Consider the following 22,769-nt stretch of genomic DNA (forward strand, 5'->3'; position numbering starts at 1 on the left):
CTCCGGAGGGGCCGCAACTGCAAGATCAGCGGGAGGGGCGGGGAGGGGCGGGCGGGGTGGGTCAGCTTGTGAGGGTGTAGGTGCCCTCTCGGGGGATCGTTACGGTGGTCCACTTGCCGTCTTGGGTTACTGTGGCGCCGCCGTTGGCGGTGAGCCAGCGGTCGTGGCGTACCCGGATCGGGATCGGGCCGGCGGCGGGTGCGCGGAACGTGATCGAGGCGCCGTCCTGGCGGACCAGCTCACCCGGCGCGCCGACCAGCGGTGTGGGCTCGGCGACCGCGTACAGCTTCCAGTGCCGGTCCGACCAGACCTCGGTCAGGTAGGGCTGGCCCATCTCCACCAGCTCCGCCTCCGACGACCCCACCCAGGAGAACTCGGCGTCGGGCACCGCCACGTACTGCACCGCGTTGTCGGCCAGCCAGTCCCGGTAGGTGATCGGGGTCAGCGGGACGCCGGTGCCGTCCGCGCCGGGCACAGTGGTGAAGAACAGCGCGTTGCGGTCGATGTCGGCCTGCCGCAGCCAGCCCCGGGCCAGCGGCACGTCCCCCATGTGGGCCGCCTCCCAGTAGTTGCGGGTCGGCGGCACCTCCACCCGCCCGGTGAGCCCGCGCCGGGCCAGCTCCGCGCGCAGCGGCGCGAAGTACGCCGGGTCGGCCGTCGGGTCGTCGGCGCTGCGCAGGTCGGCGGTGACCACCGGCGGCTGCCACCAGCAGACCACCACCAGGAGCGCGGCCAGCCCGAGCGCGCCGACGGCCCGGGAGCGCCGAACGGCAGCGCGAAGCCGATCGGAGAGCGGGGCCGGGAGCGTCGCGGCGGCGGCCAGCACCGGCAGCGCGAACATCACCACCAGGCGGGTCGCGTTCAGCCCGACCGGCGTGTGCAGCAGCGCCGACGCGAGCACCCCGGCCGCGGACAGCAGCGCACCCACCCGCACCGGCCGGTACGCCACGAGCGCCGCCACCACCAGGCTCGTCACCACGGCGTGCACCGTGTCGGCCGTGCTGATGTTCATCCAGCCGCCCTCGCCGAACAGCAGCCCGGTCACGGCGAGCGGCGCGGCGGCCGGTACGGCGAGCAGCAGTCCGTCGGCGTACCGGCGGGTCAGCAGCAGCGCGACGCCGGCGAGCCCGACGAACAGCCCGGCCACCGGGCTGGCCGCGGAGGCGAGCAGCGCGGCGGCGACGGCGGCGACGTGACGGGTGCGGCGGGCGGGGACGGTGAGCGCGAGCAGCGCGGCCAGGCCGAACGCGACGCCGAGGGCGTAGGTGACCCGCCCGGAGACCAGGTTGCCGGCGATCGTGACGACGCCGACCAGGCTGCCCAGCAGCGGGCGGGGCACCCGGGTCCGCACCAGCAGGGCGGCGAACGCGGTGGCGGAGGCGAGCAGGGCGAGCACGCCGGTGACGCGTACCCCGAGCAGCGCCATCAGCGGCGGCGACACGAGGCTGTAACCCCACGGGTGCACGCCGCCGTACCAGCGCAGGTCGACCAGGGCGGCCCCGTGCTCGGCGAAGAATCCGGCGCGGGCGACCTGCGCGGACAGGTCCGAGCCGGTGGCCGGCAGCGTGAGGTAGAACGTGGCGAGGACGAGCGCCGACACGGCGGAGACCGCCACCACCCGACCGCCCCGCATGCCCACCTCCTGATCGCGAACCACCGTACTGGCAGCATGTCGGACGTGCCTCACCACCTCTCGCGCTGGATCGGCCTGGCGGGCTCCGTACTGCTCGCCGTGGCCGCGTTCCTCGGCGGCGCCCTGCCCGACGGCGAGTTGCGTCCCACCCCGGTCAGCATCTGGCAGGGCCCGGACGGGCCGCTGATCATCGGGTTGTGGCTGGTCGGCACCGCGCTGCTGGCGTGGGCCTGGTGGTCGCTGCGGAACCGGGTGCCGTCGTCGCGGTGGGTGCTGGTCACCGTCGCGCTCTGGCTGCTGCCGATGCTTGTCGCGCCGCCGCTGGGCAGCCGCGACGTGTACGCGTACGCCTGCCAGGGCGCCAGCTTCTCGGCCGGGATCAACCCCTACGAGCAGGGCGTGTCAGCGCTGCCCTGCCCCTGGCTGGACACCATCTCCTACATCTGGCGGGACACCCCGGCGCCGTACGGGCCGCTGTTCGTGCTGCTCGCCGGCGCGGTGGTGGAGGCCACCGGCTCGCTGCTCGCCGCGGTCGCGCTGTTCCGGGTGCTCGCCGTGGCCGGGGTGGCGCTCACCGCGTGGGCGCTGCCGGTGCTGGCCCGCCGCTGCGGGGTGCCGCCACGGCGGGCGCTCTGGCTGGCGCTGGCGAGCCCGCTGGTGCCCGTGCACCTGGTCTCCGGCGCGCACAACGACGCGCTGATGATCGGCCTGCTGGTCGCCGGGCTGGCGGTGGTGGCGGCCCGCCCGGGCCGGCCCGGACCGCTGCTCGCCGGTGGGGCGCTGCTCGGACTCGCCGCCGCCGTCAAGGTTACCGCGCTGGTCGTGATGCCGTTCGCCGCGCTGGCCGCCATCGCCGGGGCGTACCGGATCAGGACGCTGGTGCGCGACGGCGGGTGGGTGGTCGGCGGCTCGCTCGCGGCGCTCGCCGCGGCGACAGTCGCCTCCGGCCTGGGGCTGGGGTTCATCAGCGGGCTGGAGCAGGGCGGGCTGGTGGTGGCCTGGACCTCGCCGCCGACGGCGGTGGGGCAGACCGTGGGCTACCTGCTGGCGCCGTTCGGGGTGCACGTCGACGCGCTGCCGGTGACCCGGGCGATCGGCATGGTCGTGCTGGTTGCCGTGCTGATCTGGCTCTGGTTCCGGTCGCTGCGTCGCGGTGAGCCGTTCTGGCACGCCGGGCTGGCGCTGACCGCCACCGTCGCGCTCTCGCCGCTGTTCCACCCCTGGTACTGGCTGTGGCCACTGGCGGTGCTCGCCGCCACCGCACGCCGCACGCTCTGGTTCTCGATCGTCACAGTGGTGTCGTCGTTCCTGGTGCTGGCCGACGGCACCGGTTTACCCCGGTACACCAAGATGCCCGGTGCGCCCCTGATGACGCTGTTCGTGATCGGGCTGGTCGTGTGGTTGGTACGGTCGGCTCGCAAGGGCCGGCAGCCGGTTCCCGTGGACTGAGGAGAGCGCCGGTGAGCGAGCCCGACGGACCCGTCCGGCCGATCGCCGCCGGTCTCGCCCGCTACACCGGTCTCGCCGGGGCCGTGCTGCTCACCGTCGCCGGGTGGCTCGGCGGCGCGCTGCCCGGCACGCCCCCGCGCGGCACACTCGCCGCGATCTGGGCGGCCCCGCACGGGCCGGTGACGCTCGTCTGCTGGCTGACCGGGACGCTGCTGCTGGTCGGTGCCTGGTGGTCGCTGCGGTGGGGCACGCCGTCCGGCCGGTGGGCGTACGTGACCGCCGGGCTCTGGTCACTGCCGCTGCTCGCCGCGCCGCCGATCGGCAGCCGCGACGTCTACTCGTACGCCTGCCAGGGCTGGACGTGGACGCAGGGACTAAGCCCGTACCGGGTGGGGGTCGCCGCGGCCGGCTGCCCGTGGACCGGCTCGGTGTCGCCGATCTGGCGGGACACCCCGGCACCGTACGGGCCGTTCTTCGTCCTGCTGGCCGGGCTCGCCGTCCTCGCCGGTGGCGGCCTGATCGGGACGATCGTGGCGCTGCGGCTGGTCGCGGTGGCCGGTGTGCTGCTGACCGCGCTCTGCCTGCCCGGCCTGGCCCGCGCCGCCGGGGTGCCCACCCGGCGGGCCGCCTGGCTGGTGCTCGCGTGCCCGCTGGTCGGGATCCACCTCGTGGCGGGCGCGCACAACGACGCGCTCGCGCTCGGGCTGCTCCTGCTCGGCCTGCTGGTGCTGGTCCGCCTGCCGGGCAGGCCCCGCGCGCTGCTGGTGGCCGGCGTGCTGCTGGGCCTGGCCGTGGCGGTGAAGGCGGTCGCGGTGGTGGCGCTGCCGTTCGCGGCGCTCGCCGCCGTGCTCGGCCGCTACACCTGGCGGGCGCTGCTGCGCGACGGCGGGCAGCTCGCCGCGTCGGTGCTCGGCACGCTGCTGGTCGTCTCGCTCGCCACCGGCCTCGGGCTGGGCTGGGTGGAGGGGCTCGGCCACAGCGGCGACTCGCAGCAGTGGACCTCCCCGCCCACAGCCGTCGGCTTCGTGATCGACTACGCCGGTGAGCTGGCCGGCCTACGGCCGCAGGCGGTCCCGGTTGCCCGGGTGGTCGCGCTGGTGCTGCTGGCCGGGACGCTCGTCGCGCTCTGGTGGTGGGCGTGGACGGCGCTGCGGCGGCTCAACGACGCCCGGCAGCGGGTGGCCCGGCTGACGCTGGCCCGCCCCCGGGTGGCGCTGCTCGGCGCGGGGCTGGCGCTCGCCGCCACGGTGCTGCTCGCCCCGGTCTTCCACCCCTGGTACGCGATCTGGCCGCTGACCCTGCTCGCGGTCGCGGCGGTGCCGCTGGCCCGGCAGGTCTGGTTCGTGGCACCCTGCGCGGTGGCCTCGCTGCTCACCCTGCCGGACGGATCCAGCCTGGCCCGGTTCAGCAAGGCACCGGGCGCGGTGCTGATGACGGTGCTGGTGCTGGTCGTCGCGGCGGCCGGCGTCCGGGCCGCGCTGCGCCGCCGCACCGCGTGAACGGCCGGGCCGGCTCCGCCATCGCGGAGCCGGCCCTGCCGGTGCTGACGTACGTGCTCAGCAGTCGAAGTACATCGCGAACTCGTGCGGGGTCGGGCGCAGACGCACCGGGTCGACCTCGTTGGCGTTCTTCCAGTCGACCCAGGTGGAGATCAGGTCCGGCGTGAACACGCCGCCGTCGAGCAGGTAGTCGTGGTCGGCCTCGAGCGCGTTGAGCACCTCCGGCAGCGAGCCGGGCACCTGCTTGACGTCGCCCCACTCCTCCGGCGGGAGGTCGTACAGGTCCTTGTCGATCGGCGCCGGCGGCTCGATCTTGTTCTTGATGCCGTCCAGGCCGGCCATCATCATGGCCGAGAACGCCAGGTACGGGTTGCTCGACGGGTCCGGCACCCGGAACTCGACGCGCTTGGCCTTGGGGTTGCTGCCGGTGACCGGGATGCGGGTGCAGGCGGAGCGGTTGCGCTGGGAGTAGACCAGGTTGACCGGGGCTTCGAAGCCGGGTACCAGGCGGCGGTAGGAGTTCACCGTGGGGTTGGTGAAGGCCAGCAGTGAGGGGGCGTGGTGCAGGAGGCCGCCGATGTACCAGCGGGCGGTGTCGGACAGGCCGGCGTAGCCGGTCTCGTCGTAGAACAGGGGTTCGCCGCCGCGCCAGAGGCTCTGGTGGGTGTGCATGCCGGAGCCGTTGTCACCGAACAGCGGCTTGGGCATGAACGTCGCGGTCTTGCCGGCGGCCCAGGTCTCGTTCTTGACGATGTACTTGAACAGCTGGAGCTGGTCGGCGGCGTGCAGCAGGGTGGAGAACTTGTAGTTGATCTCCGACTGGCCGGCGGTGCCGACCTCGTGGTGCGAGCGCTCGACGGTGAAGCCGCCGTCGACGAGGCGCCGCACGATCCGGTCGCGCAGGTCGGCGTAGTGGTCGACCGGGGGCACCGGGAAGTAGCCGCCCTTGTAGGCGGTCTTGTAGCCGCGGTTGCCGCCCTCCTCGATCCGGCCGCTGTTCCAGGCGCCCTCGATCGAGTCGATGTAGTAGAACGACTGGTGCGCGGAGGTCTCGTGGCGGATGGAGTCGAAGATGTAGAACTCCGCCTCGGCGCCGAAGTAGGCGGTGTCGGCGATGCCGCTGGCGGCGAGGTAGGCCTCGGCCTTCTTCGCGACGTTGCGCGGGTCGCGGGAGTACGCCTCGCGGGTGAACGGGTCGTGGATGAAGAAGTTCAGCGCGAGCGTCTTCTGGGCCCGGAACGGGTCGATGAAGGCGGTGGCGACGTCCGGCAGCAGGAGCATGTCGGACTCGTGGATGGCCTGGAAGCCGCGGATCGAGGATCCGTCGAAGGCGAGGCCGTCGGTGAAGACGCTGTCGTCGAACGACTCGACCGGCAGGTTGAAGTGCTGCATCACGCCGGGCAGGTCACAGAAACGTACGTCGACGAACTTCACGTCCTCGTTGGCGAGGTATCGCAGGAGTTCCTCGGAATTGGCGAACACACGTCCTCCTGGCAGGTCCAGTCCGGTAGCTGGCTACTGGCGACGCTATGGCCGGGGGGTTGCCCGGCCGTGTCTCGTCTGTTTCCGCCGTGTTACGTCGCCTGCGGAGCGTCACTCCGGCACGCTCTGATGCTGAATGTCGTATTTTTCGCCAGGGTCGCGGCGGCGTTACCCTGGCCGCTGTGACCGATACCGCCGCCACGCCGGTGCCGCCCGCCACCGACCCCGCCTTCACCCCGCCCAGCCTCGGCCGTCGCTTCGGCGCCCTGATCATCGACTGGGTGCTGTGCCTGATGGTCGCCCGGGCCTTCTCCGACCCGGTCCGCGACGGCTGGCCGCCGGTCCTGGTGCTGATCCTGGAGTACGGCTTCTTCATCGGCCTGTTCGCCCAGACCCCCGGCATGTACCTGACCCGGCTGCGCTGCGTGTCCTGGGCCGACGGCGGCCGGATCGGGCTGCTCCGGGGACTGTTGCGCGGATTCCTGCTGGCCCTCGTGGTGCCGGCCCTGCTGATGGACGAGCACCGGCGCGGCCTGCACGACCGGCTCGCCGGGTCGGTCGTCACCGACGCCCCGCGCCGCTGACCCGCACGAAGAAGGAGCCGGCCCCGCACGGGGACCGGCTCCTTTCCGCGTACGCGAAGGTCAGCGACCCCGGGTCTGCCGGAACGCGCCACGCGGCGGCCGCATGTTCTTCGGGATCGCGCCCTTGGGCATCTGCGGCCGGGCGGTGAGCGCCTTGAGCCGCTTGTCGAGGGCGTTGACGTCCTTCGGGGACAGGGCGCGGGGCAGCCGCATCAGCGTCATCCGCAGCTTGCGGACCGGCAGCTCGCCCTCGCCCTGCCCGATCACGTAGTCGTGCAGCGGAGCGGTGCCGATCACCTTCGCGAGGCGGCGCTTCTCCTGGCCGAGCAGGCCGCGTACGCGCTGCGGGTTGCCCTCGGCCAGCAGGATCACGCCCTGCCGGCCCACCACCAGGTGCACCATGTCCATCTGAGTGGTCGAGCTGACCGCCGGGGTGACCCGCCAGTCGCCGCGCATGCTCTCCATGATCTGCGCCGCCGCGCCCGGCTGCCCCTCGGCGGCGTTCATCATCGCCTTGTTGGAGCGCAGGTTGAGCACGATCAGCACGGCCAGCAGGGCGAGCAGGATGCCGATCGGCAGCCAGATCCAGCCCCAGGCGATCACCGCGACCACGGTGAGCGCGAGCGGGATCAGCACCGCCGCCGCGGTCAGCGGCGCGAACCACTTGTCCTGCTTGGCGGTGAACCGGAACACCATCCCGATCTGCTTCAGCCGCTGGCCGAACGAGACCTTCTCCTGGGGCTTTGCCATACCGCAGAGTCTAGTGGTCGGCGCACGTCACGTTGATCCGTGGCCGCCCCTTCCGCCGAGGGCTGAGTACCTTACGGCCGCGCCGGCCCGAACCGGCCCGCCGGTAAGGAGGCCGGGCGGGCGAAGATCAGGCGGCGTACCCATGCCCCGGGGGCACCTTCGCGCGGAGAGTCGATCTCGACAGGGAACGACACCGCACGACAAGGGAGAACCGAGATGTTCGGCAACGACGCGGACTTCATCCTCAGCATCCACCGCAGCCACGCCGCCGAGTTGCAGGCCGACGCGGCGCAGGACCGGCTCGCCCGGTCGCTGCCACGGCGGCACCCGCGCGGCTGGCTCAGCCGCCGGCAGCACAGCGCCCGCACCACCGACGCCCGCCGGTGACCGCACCGGCGGCTCTCCGCGACCCGATCGGCCCGGTCGGGCCGTCGGGGGGCCGTGGCATGCTCGACGGCGTGACCGTACGCGCCGCCAGCACCGTCCTCGTCGGCCGCCGGACCGAGCTGACCGCGCTCGGCGACGCGCTGGCCCGGTCCCGGTCCGGCGAGCCGGCGACGGTGCTCGTCGGCGGCGAGGCGGGTGTCGGCAAGACCCGGCTGCTGGAGGAGTTCGGCACGCAGGTGGACGCCGCCGGCGCGCGCCTGCTGGTCGGCCAGTGCCTGGAACTGGGCGAGGCCGGTCTGCCGTTCGCCCCGTTCGCCGCCGCGCTGCGCGACGTGCTGCGCCACGACGGGCCGGCCGCCTTCGCCGGCTACGAGGCGGAGTTCGCCCGGCTGCTGCCGGAACTGGCCCGGATGCCGGCCGGCGTCGCCGCGCCCGCCGGCCCGGCCCTCGCCGACACCCCGCGCGGCTACCTGTTCGACCTGGTCGCCGAGCTGTTCCGGCGGATCGCCGAGGAACGCCCGCTGGTGCTGGTGATCGAGGATCTGCACTGGGCCGACCGGTCCACCCGGGATCTGATCGGTTTCCTGGTGCGGGCCGCCCGCGCCACCCGCCTGCTGGTGGTCTGCACGTACCGCACCGACGAACTGCACCGCGGGCACCCGCTGCGGCCGTTCCTGGCCGAGCTGGACCGGGTCCGCGGCGTGGACCGGATCGAGCTGGGCCGCCTCGACCGCGACGGCACCGCCGCCGTGCTGGCCGACCTGCTCGGTACCGAGCAGGTCGCCCGGACCGTTGACGACGTGCACGAACGCACCCAGGGCAACCCGTTCTTCATCGAGGAGCTGGCCGCCGCCGGTGGCCCGGTCGGTTGCGCGACCATGCCGGAGACACTGCGCGACCTGCTGCTGGCCCGCGTCGACCGGCTGCCCGAGCAGGCTCAGCGGGTGCTGCGGATCGCCGCCGCCGGGGGCACCCGGTTCGCCCACCAGCTCCTCGCCGAGGTGGCCGGCCTGCCCGAGGCCGAACTGGAGGACGCGCTGCGCGCGGCCGTCGCCGGGCAGCTCGTGGTGGCCGACCCGGACGGCGACTACGAGTTCCGGCACGCGCTGGTCCGCGAGGCCGTGCACGACGACCTGCTGCCCGGCGAGCACGCGCGGCTGCACGCCCGGTACGCCGCCGTGATCGAGGCCCATCCGCATCTGGTCGCCGCCGGTCGCGCGCCGGCCGAGATCGCCCACCACTGGTACGCGGCACACGACCACCCGCGCGCGCTCACCGCGGCCCGGGTCGCCGCCGGGGCGGCGGCCGAACGGTACGCGTACGCCGAGCAGAGCCGGCTGCTGGAGCGCGTCCTCGAACTGTGGGAGCAGGTGCCCGACGCCGCCGACCGGCTCGGTATGGACCACCTGCGGGTGCTGGAGGACACGCTCACCGCGGCGGTCACCGCCGGAGACCTCAGCCGGGCGCTCACGCTCACCCGGGCCGCGCTGGCCGAGGTCGACTCCGACGCCGAACCGCTGCGCGCCGCCCGCCTGCTCGACCAGCGGGGCCGGCTGTTCGCGCTGCTCGGCAAGAGCGACGGCGCGACCGAGCTGCGCGAGGCGTACCGGCTGGCGGCCGCCGCACCGCACGGCCCGGAACGCCTCGGCGTGCTCGCCGACATCGCCGCGCACCTGATCAAGGTCGACCCCCGGGAGGCCGCCTCGGTGGCCGCCGAGGCGGTGGCGGGCGTGACCGAGACCGGTGCCGACCTGGCGCTGCTGCCCACCCGGATCGCGGTGCTGCACCGCACCGACGACACCCCCGATCTCGGCCTGGCCGAACTGCGCCGGGTGGAGGCGCGGGCCCGCACCGCCGGTGACTCCCGGGCCCTGGTCAGCGCGCTGGTCTTCCTCTCCGACGTGCTCTACGAGCTGGGCCGCTACGAGGAGTCCGAACAGGCCGCCGCGGCCGGGGTGAGCGAGGCGCGCCGGGTCGGCATCAGCCGCTCGATCGGGGCGTACCTGCTGTCGAACCGGGCCGAGGCGCTGATCGCGCTGGGCCGCTGGGACGAGGCGGAGGCCACCTGCGCCGAGGCGGCCCGCATCGACCCGCCGGGCGTGTCCGGGCTGCACTGGCTGCAACTGCGCGCCGGGCTCCACCTGGCCCGCGCCCATCCCGGCGCCGACGAGATCGTCGGGCGGGCGCTGGCGTTCCTCAGCCGGCCCTACCTCTGGCCGAACCACCGGCTGCCGCTGCACGAGCTGCGCGTGGAGGCCGCGCTCGCCGCCGACGACAAGCTGGAGGCGGTACGCGCGGCGCGCGCCGCCCTGGCCGACGCGCACCTGGCCGACCTGCCCCGTGAGGGCTGGCCGCTGCTGAACGCGCTGGCGCGTACCGCCGCGCTGACCGGGGACGCGACGCTCGCCGCCGAGGTGTCGGCGGTGGCCGCCGCGCTGCCCGCCCGGCACCGGGCCGAGCACGCCCACGCGGCGCACGTCACCGCCGTCCTGACCGGGCTCGGGTCCACCGGTCCCGCCGAGGCGCTCGCCGCGTGGCGGGCGGCCGTGGCGGCGTGGCGGACGGTCGGGCAGCCGTACCCGCTGGGCCGGGCGCTGCTCGGGCTAGGCGAGGCGGCCGCGGCGGCGGGCGAGCGGGACGAGGTCGCCGCCGCGGTACGGGAGACGGCCGAGCTGGCCGCCCGGCTGGGCGCCACCCCGCTGGGCGAGCAGGCGGCGACGCTGGCCCGCCGGGTCGGGCTGCGGGGCACCGGGCGACCCGGGCCGGACCTGCTGACCAGCCGGGAGCAGGAGGTGTTGCGGCTGGTCGCCGAGGGGCACAGCAACAGCCGGATCGCCGAGCGGCTGTTCATCTCGCCGAAGACGGCGAGTGTGCACGTGTCCCGGATCATCGCCAAGCTCGACGTGACCAACCGGGTGGAGGCCGCCGCGCTGGCCCACCGCCTCGGACTGCTCGACCGGCCGTCACCCGCCCCGGCCCAGCGCCGCGTCCGCTAGCGCGCCGGTCCGCGCCGCGTCGGCCGGGCGCCGGGGCGGTACCCGCGCCGGGTCCGGGTCAGCGGCGCGGCAGGTAGATCCGCCAGCCGGCCACGGTGACGACGTCGAGCGCCCCCGATTCGGCACCGACGCGTTCGTCCAGCCGCGCGGCCAGCGGCGAGCCGGCCGGCGCCACCCACGCCGCGTCCGGGTCGTCGGCCACCTCCCGCCGGTACGCGGGCAGCCTGTCGAAACCGGGTGTGAGATCGTCGTCGACCACGGCACAGACCACGTTCTCGCCGGTCGCGTAGGTGAGCCGGTTGCACGTCCAGTAGCCGCCGCGTACGTGCCGGACGTCGAGCGCGCCGAGCGTGTCCACGAGCGACCGGTGCCGGTCGGCCTCGGCGTGCACGGCGGGCGCCACCCGGATCACGTCCACAGTGGCCGCGGCGCCGGTGCCGAGCACGCCGGCGAGCACAGCCGCCGCCGCGATCCCCGCCACCCGGGCCGCCGGCCGGCGGACGGCCTGCCACAGTGGCCAGAGCAACGCGGGCACGGCGACCGCCAGGCACGACAGGTAACGGCTGCTCTCGATCGGCGTCCGACCGGCCGCGTTGCTCACCGCGTACGCGGCGAGAACCCCCGCCGCGCCGCCGAGCAGCGCCAGCCGCACCCCGGCCGACACCCGCTCCACCGAGCCCGGACCGCCGGAGGCACGGCGCAGGGTGTGCCACGCGGTGAGCGCGGCGAGCACCAGCAGCACCGGGAACACGACGGCCCACCAGAGCTGCCAGGTGGCACACCGCCCGGGCGAGCAGAAGCCCATCGCCAGCGGCGGCCCGAGAACCAGCGCGCCGTGCAGCCGGTCCGCCCAGTCCACGGGAGCGCCGGAGCCACCCGCGGCCAGCACCGCCGCCACCGGGTTGCGGCCGTGCCGGATGCTGTCCACCAGCATCGGCGCCGCGCCCAGCAGCAGCGCGCCGGCCAGCACGAACCCGGCCCGTCCCGCCAGTTCCCGCCGGCGCCACGCCACGAGCAGCGCGCCGAGCGTCAGCACGTACGGCAGGATCAGCGGGTCCACCCAGAGCAGCATCCCGGAGACCAGTCCCCAGGCCGCCCAGCGGGGCAGCCGCGCGCCCGGCCCGGTCACGCAGAGCCCGACCGTGAGCAGCGCCAGCGCCGCACCGGCCGGGTTCAGCTCCGGATAGCCGCCACCGGCGATGAGCTGGTTCTTCACCACCCGGTCCGCGCCGAGCGCCGGCACGGCGACGACGAGCAGGGCGTACCAGCGGTCGCCGCCGAGCCGCCGGGTCAGCCGCCAGGACAGCAGCAGGAACAACGCGTACAGCGCCAGCGTGGGCAGCCGCAGCACGAGCACCGACGCCCCGGCGAGTGCGACCAGCGGCGCGGCCAGGTACGCCTCCAGCGTGCCCATGTACGCCTGGCCGTAGAACCAGACCGGGAAGCCGTCACCACGGGCGATGTGCAGGGCGGCCAGCCCCATCGTCGCCTCGTCGCTGTTCGTGGGCGGCACGTCGGCGAACAGCAGCGCCAGCCGGTAGCCCACACCGGCGAACCCGACGAGCAGGGCGAGCAGCGTCGGCAACGGCAGCCGCCGGGGCGTACGAGGGCGCACGGCTTCGCGTGGCTCCTCGCGTACCCCGGCGGTCATGCCTGTGATCATGGCATCCGGCGGGCGGCCGGCGGCGGGTGACGCGGTGGCCGCCCGGCCTCAGCCGGCGACGGTGACCTCCCGGCGGGCGTCGAGCGCCTGCTGGTAGAGGCGGCCCGCGCGGTACGACGAGCGGACCAGCGGGCCGCTCATCACGCCCGCGAAGCCGATCTCCTCGGCCTCCTCGCGCAGCTCGACGAACTCCTCCGGCTTGACCCAGCGGGTCACCGGGTGGTGCCGGGGGGAGGGACGCAGGTACTGCGTGATGGTGATCAGCTCGCAGCCCGCCTCGTGCAGGTCGCGCAGCGCCTGGGACACCTCGGCGCGCTCCTCGCCCATGCCGAGGATCAGGTTGCTCTTGGTGACCAGGCCGTCGGCCCGCGCCTGGCGGATCACGTCCAGCGAACGCTCGTAGCGGAACGCCGGGCGGATCCGCTTGAAGATGCGCGGCACGGTCTCCACGTTGTGCGCCAGCACCTCGGGCCGCGAGCCGAAGACCTCGGCGAGCTGCTCGGGCACCGCGTTGAAGTCGGGGATCAGCAGCTCGACACCGCAGCCGGACTGAAGGGCGTGGATCTGCCGGACCGTCTCGGCGTAGAGCCAGGCCCCGCCGTCGGGCAGGTCGTCGCGGGCGACACCGGTGATGGTCGCGTAGCGCAGGCCCATCGCGGCGACGGACTCGGCGACGCGCCGCGGCTCGTCGGCGTCGAACTCGGCCGGCTTGCCGGTGTCGATCTGGCAGAAGTCGCAGCGCCGGGTGCACTGGTCACCACCGATGAGGAAGGTGGCCTCCCGGTCCTCCCAGCACTCGTAGATGTTGGGGCAGCCGGCCTCCTGGCACACGGTGTGCAGCCCTTCGCGCGAGACGAGCCCGCGCAGCTGGGTGTACTCCGGGCCCATCTTGGCCTTGACCTTGATCCACGGCGGCTTGCGCTCGATCGGCGTCTCGGCGTTGCGCGCCTCGATCCGCAGCATCCGCCGCCCCTCCGGGGCGACGGTCGCGGTGCGCGCTGGCTGCTCAGTCGACGGCGCGGATTGCTCGATCGTCACAAAACCGAGCGTACGCCGGTCGGCGCCGGTCGATGAACGGCGGGCGACGGCCGTCACGCCGGAATCGCTGTGACACCGGACACCAGTGGCGAAAAAACCCGGTCACAGCGTGGCGCACTCGGTGCTAGCGTGCCGGGCAGAGCTGTGACGGAGCCGAGTAACGGACCGATCCGCCAGTCGAGAGAGCCGCCGGTTGCTGCGAGGCGGTCTGGCGCCGGTTCGCGAAGACCCTCCCGAGCTGCGGGAAGAACGGCGTGTCGCGCCCAGTAGAGCCCGCCCGGCCGGCCCCGGTGAAAAGGCGACGAACGAGGCTCCCGCCCCGGCGGGGGCGAAGGTGTGGTGGCACCGCGAGGTTCCCGCTCGCCCACACCTCCCTGGGGATCGCGTTGCGATTGGTCAAGGAGGTAGTCGTCGTGCAACGCATCCTGTCCACCCAACTCCCCGCCCATGTGGGCGCCACCGTGCGGCTCGCCGGCTGGGTCCACCGCCGCCGGCTGCTCAAGTCGGTGGCCTTCCTGATCCTCCGCGACGCCGCCGGGCTCGCCCAGGTGGTGGTCGCCGCGCCCGCCGTGCGGGAGCAGATCGAGGCGCTCACCGAGGAGACGGTCGTCGAGGTGGTCGGCACCGTGGTCGCGAACCCCACCGCGCCCGCCGGGGCCGAGGTCGTCGAGCCGACGGTACGTCCGCTCGGGCCGCCCGCCGTCCCGCCCCCGTTCGACCTGTACCGGCCGGTGCTCACCGCCACCCTGCCCACCCAGCTCGACCACGCGCCCACCGCGCTGCGGCACCCGAGCCGATCCGCCGCGCTGCGGATCTCGGCGGCGGCCGTGTCCGGCTTCCGGGCCACGCTCGACGGGCAGGGCTTCGTCGAGGTGCACACGCCGAAGGTGGTCGCCTCGTCGACCGAGAGCGGGGCGAACGTGTTCGCGCTGGACTGGTTCGGGCGGCCCGCCTACCTGGCCCAGTCGCCGCAGTTCTACAAGCAGCTCATGGTCGGCGTCTTCGAGCGGGTCTACGAGGTGGGGCCGGTGTTCCGCGCCGAGCCGCACGACACGGTGCGTCACCTGGCCCAGTACACGTCGCTCGACGTCGAGCTGGGGTTCGTGGCCGACCACCGGGACGTGATGGCGGTGCTGCGGGGCACCCTGGCCGGGATGGTGGCGACAGTCGCCGACCGGGCGGGCGGCCCGCTGGCCACGCTCGGCGTGACGGTGCCGGAGGTGCCGGCCGAGATCCCGGCGGTGCACTTCACCGACGCGCTGAAGATCGCCGGCGCGCCGGCCGACGAACCCGACCTGGCGCCGGCGCACGAGCGGGCGCTGGGGGAGTGGGCGCTCCGCGAGCACGGCAGCGACTTCCTCTTCGTTACCGGCTATCCGATGGCGAAGCGCCCGTTCTACACCCACCCGGACCCGGCCCGGCCCGCGTACTCGAACGGTTTCGACCTGCTGTTCCGGGGCGTGGAGCTGGTGACCGGCGGGCAGCGGCTGCACCGGCACGCCGACTACCTGGCCGCCCTGGCGGCGCGGGGCGAGCCGGTCGAGCCGTACGCCGGGTACGTGGACGCGTTCCGGCACGGCATGCCGCCGCACGGCGGTTTCGCGATCGGGCTGGAGCGGTTCGTCGCGCGGCTCACCGGAGCGGCGAACGTCCGGGAGGTGACCGCCTTCCCGCGCGACCTGCACCGCCTCACGCCCTGACGGCTGTGGCCGGTACGGCTCGCGCCGTGCCGGCCTTCCCCTCTGCCCGTCCCCGATGGCGGGGAGCGGGCTCGACGGAGCCGTCGGTCGAGCCGCCCTCCGGAACCGGCTCGGGGTTGGCCACTGAGAGTGATGAGAGGTCGCGCAGGCCCGCGGTCACGCTCGGTGATGGCGTGTCCGGAGTTGCCGAGATGCCCTTGGCGCCGACGAACCTCGCTGAGCAGGGGTTATGGCGAACGATCCTCGGGAGGGAGGGAAGGGTGTCTGCGCACTTTGCTCTGCAGCCAAGGAGGCGACGATTGACCGGGAGTGACTGTTGCGGATCCGGCTGCAGAGCAAAGTCGGCGGGAGGTCACATGCCGCGGACGCGGCCTTGTCACTAACCGTGACCAATAGCGAGCGGTTCTGGGCGGGCGGCGACCCGCACCGGTCGGCCACCGCGCACCGAGAGGCGAGGGAGGAGAAGCGGTCAGGCCGGGCCGAGCAGGTCCCAGGGGTTGCCGGCGATGTCGCGGAAGACCGCGACCCGGCCGTACGGCTCGGTGCGGGGTGGCCGGACGAACTCGACGCCCGCGTCGGCCATCCGCCGGTACACCGCCTCGAAGTCGTCGACCTGGAGGAAGAAGCCCACCCGGCCGTGGGTCTGGTCGCCGACCGCCTCGGCCTGGTGCTCGCCGTCGGCGCGGGCCAGCAGCAGGCCGGTGCCGCCGCCCGGCGGGCGTACGACCACCCAGCGCTTGGGCCGGCCGTCGTTGGTCAGCGACGGCTTGTCCTCCGCCAGCTCGAAGCCGAGCACCTCGGTGAAGAAGGCGATGGCCGGGTCGTACTCGGCCACGACGAGCGTGACCAGGTCGAGCCGCACCGGGCTCAGACCTGCGTCAGCGTCGGCAGGTGCCGCTCGACCACCGGCAGCACGTCGGCGACGGTGATCGGCCGGCCCAGCTCGGCGGTCAGCGAGGTGACCCCGGCGTCGCGGATGCCGCAGGGCACGATCCGGTCGAAGAAGCCCAGGTCGCAGTCGCAGTTGATGGAGAAGCCGTGCAGCGTGACGCCGCGGGCCACCCGGATGCCGATGGCGGCCACCTTGCGGGCCGGGCCCCGGTCGTCCTCCGGCACCCACACGCCGCTGCGCCCCTCGACCCGGCCCGCGGCCAGCCCGAACTCGGCGCAGACGTCGATCAGCAGCTGCTCGGTGCGCCGGACGTACGCGACCACGTCGACCGGGTCGGGCAGCCGGACGATCGGGTAGCCGACGAGCTGCCCCGGGCCGTGCCAGGTGATCTTGCCGCCGCGGTCCACGTCCACCACCGGGGTGCCGTCCATCGGCCGGTCCCACGGCTCGGTGCGCTTGCCGGCGGTGTAGACGCTGGGGTGCTCCAGCAGCAGCACCGTGTCGCCCTGCTCGCCGGCCACCACCGCCTCGTGCAGCCGGCGCTGCTCGTCCCAGGCGGCCTGGTAGTCGAGCAGGCCGGCGCGGACGGCGGTCAGCCCGGAAGTCGTCACGCTCACCCGTCCAGCCTAGTCCCGCCCTCCGGGAACCGGACCCGTGAGCCTCGTCGCCATCGCGCCGCGGCGACGATCACTCCGGCACCCGCCACAGCCAGACGTCCTCCACCCGCTCGGGCGGGCCGAGCAGCGCGGTGGCGGTGCGCCGTAGCGTCTCCTCGTCGACGTCGAACTTGGCGCCGTGCACCCGGTCCGGCAGCACCACCGCCTGGACGCCCCAGTAGCGCAGGTCCGCCCGGGACTCGCGGATGCTGCCGTCGGTGATGATCGGCACCAGCCCGGTCCGGCCGGCCTGGTCCATCAGCGAGTCGAAGGTGCGCGGCACCGGGCCGATCCGGCCCCGGCCCTCCGGGCCGCCCGGCCCGAGGAAGAACCCGGACGGGATCCGGAACTCACCCTGCCGGTTCGCCAGCACGTACGCCTGCCAGCGCTGCCCGTCCGGGTAGACGTCGACGGTCAGCGGCAGCGGGGTCAGCGCCCCGCCGGGCGGGACGTAGCGCTGCCAGGCGCCGCTGGTGATGAACGCCGGGACCGGTTCCCGGACGCTGGTCAGCAGCGGGGTGGGCACCAGCGGCAGCAGCGCGGCGACGAAGCCGAGCGCCCAGGCGAGCCCGCTCACCCGATGCCGGGGCGGCCGGGCGCGCAGCGTGTCGATCGCGTACGCCAGCAGCAGGCCGATGACCGGCGCGACGACGAGGGCCAGCCGGGACGGCAGAGCCGCGTTGATCACCGGCAGGTTGTCCAGCACCCCGAACGGCAGCGTCTGGTCGAAGCGGCGGCCGTTCCACTTCACAGTCGGCCCCCACGACAGCACCGCGAAGACCACGGCGGTCACCCCGAGCGCCGCGAGCGTGGCCCGGAACGCCCGGTCCGCGCGCCGCCACAGCAGCGCGAAGCAGGCGACGGCGAGCAGGAGCAGCGGTACGCCGAAGAACGAGTTCTCCTCGGTCGGATTGGGCGCCAGCGAGGTGCCCCACCCGGCCCAGCCGGCCAGCGACCGGCGCGGGTACGACCCGTACGCGGCGATGTCCTCGGAGTGGATCAGCGGGTCGAACCCGGTGCCGTGGAACCGTTGCGGTCCGAGGAAGTGCAGCCAGAGCGGGTACGCCAGCAGTGCCCCGGCGACCAGCGCGGTCACGCCCAGGCCGGCCGCCATCCGGGGCAGCGCGGCACGCGCCTCGGACCGGCGGGCCGGGTGCAGGGCCCACACCGCGAGGAACACGCCGAGCGCCAGCGCGGTGAAGAAGAGCCCCTCGGCGGCGATCGAGAACGCGACCGCCACCAGCAGGCCGAGCACGATCCCGCCGGTGACCGCCCGGCCGGGGCGGCGCAGCCGGAACACGCCCCAGATCAGCAGCGGCACCAGCCAGCCCGCGGTCCAGTTCAGGTGCGCGTTCGCGTGCGACACCATCGCCGGGCAGAAGGCGATGAACAGCGCGCCCACACCGGCGGCCAGCCGGCTGCCCACCAGGTGCCGGCTGAGCAGCCAGTACCAGGCCACCGCCGTCGCGGCCAGGTTGAGCGTGAGGATCACCAGGAACGTCGCGGGCGGCCCGATCAGGTACGTCAGCGGCGCGAAGACCGCCGCGTACACGGTGATCGAGGTGTTGACCGCGAGGTTCACCCCGTCCGGGACGTTGATCAGCGTGGTGAACAGCGGGTTCTGCCCGTGCGTCAGCGCGTGCCCGCCGAACGCCAGCAGCCACTCGAACAGCGCCTGGTCGCTGGAGTTGACGGTGATCGCGCGGCTGTTGGGATCCCGCCACATGCCACTCGTCACCCAGAGGGCCAGGGCCAGCGCGGCGAGCGTGACCAGCAGGTCTGCGCGCCGGTCGCGGACGCGCGCCGGCGCCGGGCCGGCGGCCGGGGACGGGGAGGAGGGCACGCAGCGGACGTTACCAACCGGACCTGGGCAGACCGCCCGGACACGGAACTCGCCGCACACTTCGGTGGTCGTGAATGTGTGAGCGACCGCCATTCCGGTGTGACGAAACGCGGCCGTAACGTCGCGGCAACTCGGAGGTGACTCAGTTCACATTCCACGATCGGGAGGTCCCCGTGCCCCGCTCCTCATCTCTCATCGCCCGCGTCGCCGGGGCGGCGGCCGGGGTCGTGCTGGCCGCGGCCACCGCCCTGGTCGCCGCCCTTCCCGCCCAGGCCGCCTCGCTGACCCAGGTCACCGGGTTCGGCTCCAACCCCGGCAACCTGGCCATGTACGCGTACCGCCCGGACGGCCTGCCCGCCGGCGCGCCCGCCGTGGTGCTGCTGCACGGCTGCGTGCAGAACGCCTCGACGTACGTCGCGAACTCCGGCTGGCAGAAGTACGCCGACCAGTGGAAGTTCACGCTCATCGCGCCGCAGCAGCCCAGCGGCAACAACGCCAACTCCTGCTTCAACTGGTTCGAGACCGGCGACACCGCACGCGGCCAGGGCGAAGTGCTGTCGATCAAGCAGATGGTCGACTACGCCAAGAACACGTACGGCACCGACGGCGCCCGCGTCTACGTCAGCGGCCTCTCCGCCGGTGGCGCGATGAGCGCGGCCATGCTCGCCGCCTACCCGGACGTCTTCGCCGCCGGCTCGATCATCGCGGGCATCCCGTACCGCTGCGCCACCAGCACCGTCACCGCGTTCAGCTGCATGAACCCGGGCGTGGACAAGACCCCGGCGCAGTGGGGCGACCTGGTCCGCGGCGCGTACGCCGGCTACTCCGGCAAGCGCCCACGGGTGGCGATCTGGCACGGCACCAGCGACACCACGGTGGCGACCGCGAACGCCGCCGAGTCGCGGGACCAGTGGACGAACGTGCTGGGCGTCTCGACCACCCCGACCAGCACGTCCACGCTGCCGGCCGGTACGAGCCTGGAGGTCTACGGCAGCGACCAGGTCCGCCTCTACCGGGTCTCCGGGATGGGCCACGGCACCCCCGTCGACCCGGGTTCCGGCGCGGACCAGTGCGGCACCGCCGGGGCGTACTTCCTGGACACCATCTGTTCGACGTACCGGGACGCGGTCTTCTTCGGGCTCGGCGGCGGCGGCGCCTCACCGAGCCCGACCCCGACGGCGACCGCGTCACCCACCCCGACCGCGTCGCCCACGTCCACGCCGACCAGCGCGCCGGTCTGCGTCACCGCCAGCAACTACGCGCACGTCGTGGCCGGGCGGGCCTACCAGTCCGGCGGGTACGCCTACGCGCTCGGCAGCGGGCAGCGGATGGGCCTCTACAACACCTTCTACACCAGCACGCTGAAGCAGACCGGGCCCGCGTACTGGGTGATCGGCTGCTGATCCGCCGCGTCGCGCCGCCCTCGCTCAGTCGTTGAGGGCGGCGCGCAGCGCGCCCGGCAGGTCCGGGTGCGTCCAGGAGAAGCCGGCCTTGTCGAGCACACCGGGCAGCACCCGCGCGCTGGTCAGTGCCTCCTGTGCGAAACCGCCGAGCGCCACCTTCAGCGCCAGCGCCGGAATCGGCATGATCGCCGGGCGGTGCAGCTGCCGGGCCAGTTCCCGGGTGAACTCGGCGTTGGTGACCGGCGCCGGGCCGACCACGTTCACCGGGCCGGCCACGTCGTCGCGGGCCAGCAGGAACTTCGCGGCGTCGAGCCAGTCCCGCATCGAGATCCACGGCAGCCACTGCCGTCCGTTGCCCAGCTTGCCGCCGACGCCGAGCCGGAACGGCAGGAGCTGCGGCTTGAGCAGGCCGCCGTCGCGGTGCAGCGGCAGTCCGGTACGCAGGCGCACCACCCGTACGCCGGCGTCCTCGGCCGGGCGGGTCGCGGCCTCCCAGACCCGGCAGACGTCGGCGAGGAACCCCTCACCGGCCGGCGCCTCCTCGGTGACCGTCCGGTCGCCGGTGTTGCCGTACCAGCCGACGGCGGAGGAGTTCAGCAGCACCGCGGGCCGGTCGGCGGCGGGCAGGCCGGCGATCGTGATGGCGAGCGTGGTGGTGCTGTCCACCCGGCTGGTCCGGATCAGCTTCCGGTACTCGTCGTTCCAGCGCTTGTCGCCCACCCCGGCGCCGGCCAGGTTCACCACCGCGTCGGCGTCGGCGACGCACTGCGGGTCGAGCTGCGCGGCGGACGGGTTCCACTGCCGCTCGGCGGGGGTGCGTGGCGGGCGGCGGACCAGGCGGGTGACCTGGTGGCCGTCCGCGGTGAGGCAGTCGACCAGTCGGGTGCCGAGGAAACCGGACGCGCCGGCCATGAGGATCCGCATGCTCACATCTTCGAGTACGGAGCGCGATTCGGATGCGTTGAGCGAAATCACTCACTCGTCACGCCCGCCGTTCCCGCGGCGGTGGGCGGCCTCAGCCGGTCGGCCTGCTGACCGGATGCACGGTGACCAGACCGTCGAGCCCGAGGAAGTCGCCGGGGTTCGTGGTGTAGAGAGGAAGCGCGTTGGCGTGTGCGACGGAGGCGATCATCAGGTCCGCCACCCGGCGGCGCGTTCCCCGGCCGGCGGCGAGCACCGCCGCCGAGACCAGGCCGAAGGCCCGCGCCGCCTCGGCGTCGAACGGAAGCGGCTCGAACGTGGCCTCGACGTGTTGCAGGACGCTCATCCGGCGGGCGCGCTCGCGCGGATCGTCGGTGTGATGTGGACCGGCCGAGAGTTCGGCTAACGTGACCGCGCTGATGACCATCTCGTCGGGCAGCTCCGCCCCGTCGAGTCCGCCCAGATGGATGACGATGTTGGTGTCGATCAGACCGCGGACGGGGAGGTCACCAGTCACGGCTGGGTAGATCCTGGTCGATCGCGGCGTCGAGGTCGGCCCGGAAGCGTGCCTCGTCCAACCGGGGTGCGCTGGCGAAGGCCGCGAGAACCTCGGCTCGCGGCACGAAGGTGCGCCGCCGGATCGGGATCAACCGCCCGATCGGGGTGCCGTTGCGGGTGATGGTGAAGGACTCTCCACGCTCGACTCCGCGCATGATGGCGCCGGAGTCGTTGCGCAGCTCGCGTTGGGTGATCTCGCGATGAGCGTGCTCGGCCACACCGGCAGCCTACCGCCTGTGTGCTACGAAGTGCTACAGGTCTGCGGTGTGGCTGCCGGTGCGGCCGGCCCGGTCAGGCGTCCGCCGGGGCGGCACGCAGGTCGGCCAGCAGTCGTTCCACCTCGGCGAACGCGTCCTGCGGCAGCGGCCCGTACGCCAGCGCGCCGAGGTTCTCCTCGGCCTGGGCGACGGTCCGGCAGCCGGGGATGGGCAGGGTGTGCGGGCTGCGGGCGAGCAGCCAGCCCAGCGCGCCCTGGGCGAGGGTGCGCCCGTCGGCGGTCAGCGCCTCGCGGACCCGGGCCACCCGCTGCGCCCACTCGGCGCGCGGTACGCCGCCGGTGAACCAGTCCAGCCACTCCGGTGCCACGCCGCGCACGTCGTCGTCGCCCCGGGCGGCCGGCGCGTCCTGGTACTTCGCGGTGAGCAGGCCCATCGCCAGCGGTCCCCGGTTCAGGGCGGCCAGGTCGAACTCCGCGCAGACCGCGAGCATGGCGGCGTTGTCCCGCAGCACCGACTGGTCGTGCTGGATCGCCGCGCAGTGCGGTCCCGCCTCGGCGAAGGCACGCGCCGAGGCCGGGTCGTCGGTGCTCCAGCCGTACGCCCGGATCTTCCCCTCGGCGACCAGGTCCTCGAGGGTGCCGACGAGGTCCAGTGCCCGCGGCACCGGCAGGCCGCCCAGGTGGAGCTGGTAGAGGTCGACGTGGTCGGTGTCGAGCCGGCGCAGCGAACCCTCCAGGCTGCGCCGCGCGTAGCCCGCTGTGGCGTCCTCGCCGAGGGCCTGCCGGGTCGCCTCGTCGGTGGGGTAGCCGAACTTGGTGGCGATGACCGCGCGGTCCCGGCGGCCGGCGAGCGCGCGCCCGAGCACCCGCTCGCTGTGCCCCGCGCCGTAGTTGCTGGAGGTGTCGAACAGCGTCGCGCCCAGGTCGAGGGCCCGGTGGACGGTACGCACCGACTCGTCGTCGTCCACCTCGCCCCAGCCGAGCGGTTGGGTGCCGTCCCAGAGCGGGCCGCCGATCGCCCAGCAGCCCATGCCGATCGCGCTGACCTCGATGCCGCTGCGGCCCAGCCGTCGTGTCGTCGTCGTCATGCGCACAGTG

At 74.0% G+C, this 22,769-nt stretch carries 19 protein-coding genes; 7 read left to right on the top strand and 12 right to left on the bottom strand.

Translation table 11 applies throughout. The features are described from left to right. Positions 1 to 61: 61 nt before the first annotated feature. Positions 62 to 1,633: a hypothetical protein gene (locus ABIH81_RS16255; protein WP_349875798.1), complete on the bottom strand. Its 1,572-nt coding sequence runs from the start codon at positions 1,631 to 1,633 to the stop codon at positions 62 to 64. A 45-nt stretch (positions 1,634 to 1,678) separates the two neighbouring features. Between ABIH81_RS16255 and mptB (ABIH81_RS16260) the strand changes: the two genes are divergently transcribed. Together mptB (ABIH81_RS16260) and mptB (ABIH81_RS16265) are read left to right on the top strand one after the other, a co-directional pair. Continuing rightward, the gene (gene mptB / locus ABIH81_RS16260; protein WP_349881124.1) at positions 1,679 to 3,082 is read left to right on the top strand and encodes a polyprenol phosphomannose-dependent alpha 1,6 mannosyltransferase MptB; all 1,404 of its coding nucleotides are present in this window, start codon (positions 1,679 to 1,681) and stop codon (positions 3,080 to 3,082) included. An 11-nt stretch (positions 3,083 to 3,093) separates the two neighbouring features. After that, the gene (mptB, locus tag ABIH81_RS16265; RefSeq protein ID WP_349875799.1) at positions 3,094 to 4,581 is read left to right on the top strand and encodes a polyprenol phosphomannose-dependent alpha 1,6 mannosyltransferase MptB; all 1,488 of its coding nucleotides are present in this window, start codon (positions 3,094 to 3,096) and stop codon (positions 4,579 to 4,581) included. A 57-nt stretch (positions 4,582 to 4,638) separates the two neighbouring features. Here the strand turns inward: mptB (ABIH81_RS16265) and glnA are convergent, their stop codons facing one another. After that, entirely contained in the window at positions 4,639 to 6,063 is a 1,425-nt protein-coding gene (gene glnA / locus ABIH81_RS16270; protein WP_349875800.1) for a type I glutamate--ammonia ligase, read from the bottom strand. Between the two features lie 206 nt (positions 6,064 to 6,269). Between glnA and ABIH81_RS16275 the strand changes: the two genes are divergently transcribed. After that, the gene (locus ABIH81_RS16275) at positions 6,270 to 6,647 is read left to right on the top strand and encodes an RDD family protein (protein WP_222434125.1); all 378 of its coding nucleotides are present in this window, start codon (positions 6,270 to 6,272) and stop codon (positions 6,645 to 6,647) included. 60 nt (positions 6,648 to 6,707) lie between these two features. Here the strand turns inward: ABIH81_RS16275 and ABIH81_RS16280 are convergent, their stop codons facing one another. Then, positions 6,708 to 7,397: a DUF4191 domain-containing protein gene (locus ABIH81_RS16280; RefSeq protein ID WP_128138945.1), complete on the bottom strand. Its 690-nt coding sequence runs from the start codon at positions 7,395 to 7,397 to the stop codon at positions 6,708 to 6,710. Positions 7,398 to 7,613: 216 nt separating this feature from the next. On the opposite strand from ABIH81_RS16280, the gene ABIH81_RS16285 reads away from it, so the two are divergent. Further along, on the top strand, positions 7,614 to 7,784 hold the full coding sequence (locus ABIH81_RS16285; RefSeq protein WP_175438738.1) for a hypothetical protein: 171 nt from the start codon (positions 7,614 to 7,616) through the stop codon (positions 7,782 to 7,784). A gap of 71 nt (positions 7,785 to 7,855) precedes the next feature. Then, a complete protein-coding gene (locus ABIH81_RS16290) occupies positions 7,856 to 10,780 on the top strand; it encodes an AAA family ATPase (RefSeq protein ID WP_349875801.1) in 2,925 nt (974 codons plus the stop codon). 58 nt (positions 10,781 to 10,838) lie between these two features. Here the strand turns inward: ABIH81_RS16290 and ABIH81_RS16295 are convergent, their stop codons facing one another. After that, on the bottom strand, positions 10,839 to 12,431 hold the full coding sequence (locus ABIH81_RS16295) for a DUF423 domain-containing protein (protein WP_349875802.1): 1,593 nt from the start codon (positions 12,429 to 12,431) through the stop codon (positions 10,839 to 10,841). 60 nt (positions 12,432 to 12,491) lie between these two features. Beyond that, entirely contained in the window at positions 12,492 to 13,538 is a 1,047-nt protein-coding gene (lipA, locus tag ABIH81_RS16300; protein WP_349875803.1) for a lipoyl synthase, read from the bottom strand. Between the two features lie 356 nt (positions 13,539 to 13,894). Between lipA and aspS the strand changes: the two genes are divergently transcribed. Next, positions 13,895 to 15,181: an aspartate--tRNA(Asn) ligase gene (gene aspS / locus ABIH81_RS16305; RefSeq protein WP_349875804.1), complete on the top strand. Its 1,287-nt coding sequence runs from the start codon at positions 13,895 to 13,897 to the stop codon at positions 15,179 to 15,181. Between the two features lie 469 nt (positions 15,182 to 15,650). Here aspS and ABIH81_RS16310 read toward each other — a convergent pair whose 3' ends face one another. The 3 genes from ABIH81_RS16310 to ABIH81_RS16320 form a co-directional block, all read right to left on the bottom strand. Further along, positions 15,651 to 16,043 carry a VOC family protein gene (locus ABIH81_RS16310; protein WP_349875805.1) on the bottom strand — a complete coding sequence of 131 codons (393 nt, stop codon included), beginning with the start codon at positions 16,041 to 16,043 and terminating at the stop codon, positions 15,651 to 15,653. A 5-nt stretch (positions 16,044 to 16,048) separates the two neighbouring features. Then, positions 16,049 to 16,690, bottom strand: a complete 642-nt coding sequence (lipB, locus tag ABIH81_RS16315; protein ID WP_030500098.1) for a lipoyl(octanoyl) transferase LipB — start codon at positions 16,688 to 16,690, stop codon at positions 16,049 to 16,051. Between the two features lie 70 nt (positions 16,691 to 16,760). Continuing rightward, entirely contained in the window at positions 16,761 to 18,572 is a 1,812-nt protein-coding gene (locus ABIH81_RS16320) for a DUF2079 domain-containing protein (protein WP_349875806.1), read from the bottom strand. A 173-nt stretch (positions 18,573 to 18,745) separates the two neighbouring features. On the opposite strand from ABIH81_RS16320, the gene ABIH81_RS16325 reads away from it, so the two are divergent. After that, entirely contained in the window at positions 18,746 to 19,975 is a 1,230-nt protein-coding gene (locus ABIH81_RS16325; protein ID WP_349875807.1) for a PHB depolymerase family esterase, read from the top strand. A gap of 24 nt (positions 19,976 to 19,999) precedes the next feature. Here the strand turns inward: ABIH81_RS16325 and ABIH81_RS16330 are convergent, their stop codons facing one another. From ABIH81_RS16330 to ABIH81_RS16345, 4 genes are all read right to left on the bottom strand, one after another. Beyond that, positions 20,000 to 20,899, bottom strand: a complete 900-nt coding sequence (locus ABIH81_RS16330) for a TIGR01777 family oxidoreductase (RefSeq protein ID WP_349875808.1) — start codon at positions 20,897 to 20,899, stop codon at positions 20,000 to 20,002. A gap of 91 nt (positions 20,900 to 20,990) precedes the next feature. Beyond that, the gene (locus tag ABIH81_RS16335; RefSeq protein WP_349875809.1) at positions 20,991 to 21,413 is read right to left on the bottom strand and encodes a type II toxin-antitoxin system VapC family toxin; all 423 of its coding nucleotides are present in this window, start codon (positions 21,411 to 21,413) and stop codon (positions 20,991 to 20,993) included. Then, positions 21,403 to 21,672, bottom strand: a complete 270-nt coding sequence (locus tag ABIH81_RS16340) for a type II toxin-antitoxin system prevent-host-death family antitoxin (RefSeq protein ID WP_116507635.1) — start codon at positions 21,670 to 21,672, stop codon at positions 21,403 to 21,405. Before ABIH81_RS16340 ends, ABIH81_RS16335 begins: the two co-directional genes overlap by 11 nt. Before the next feature lie 73 nt (positions 21,673 to 21,745). Then, entirely contained in the window at positions 21,746 to 22,759 is a 1,014-nt protein-coding gene (locus ABIH81_RS16345) for an aldo/keto reductase (protein WP_349875810.1), read from the bottom strand. Positions 22,760 to 22,769 lie beyond the last annotated feature (10 nt).

The sequence above is a fragment of the Micromonospora sp. HUAS YX12 genome, from assembly GCF_040215685.1.
Lineage (GTDB): Bacteria > Actinomycetota > Actinomycetes > Mycobacteriales > Micromonosporaceae > Micromonospora > Micromonospora tulbaghiae.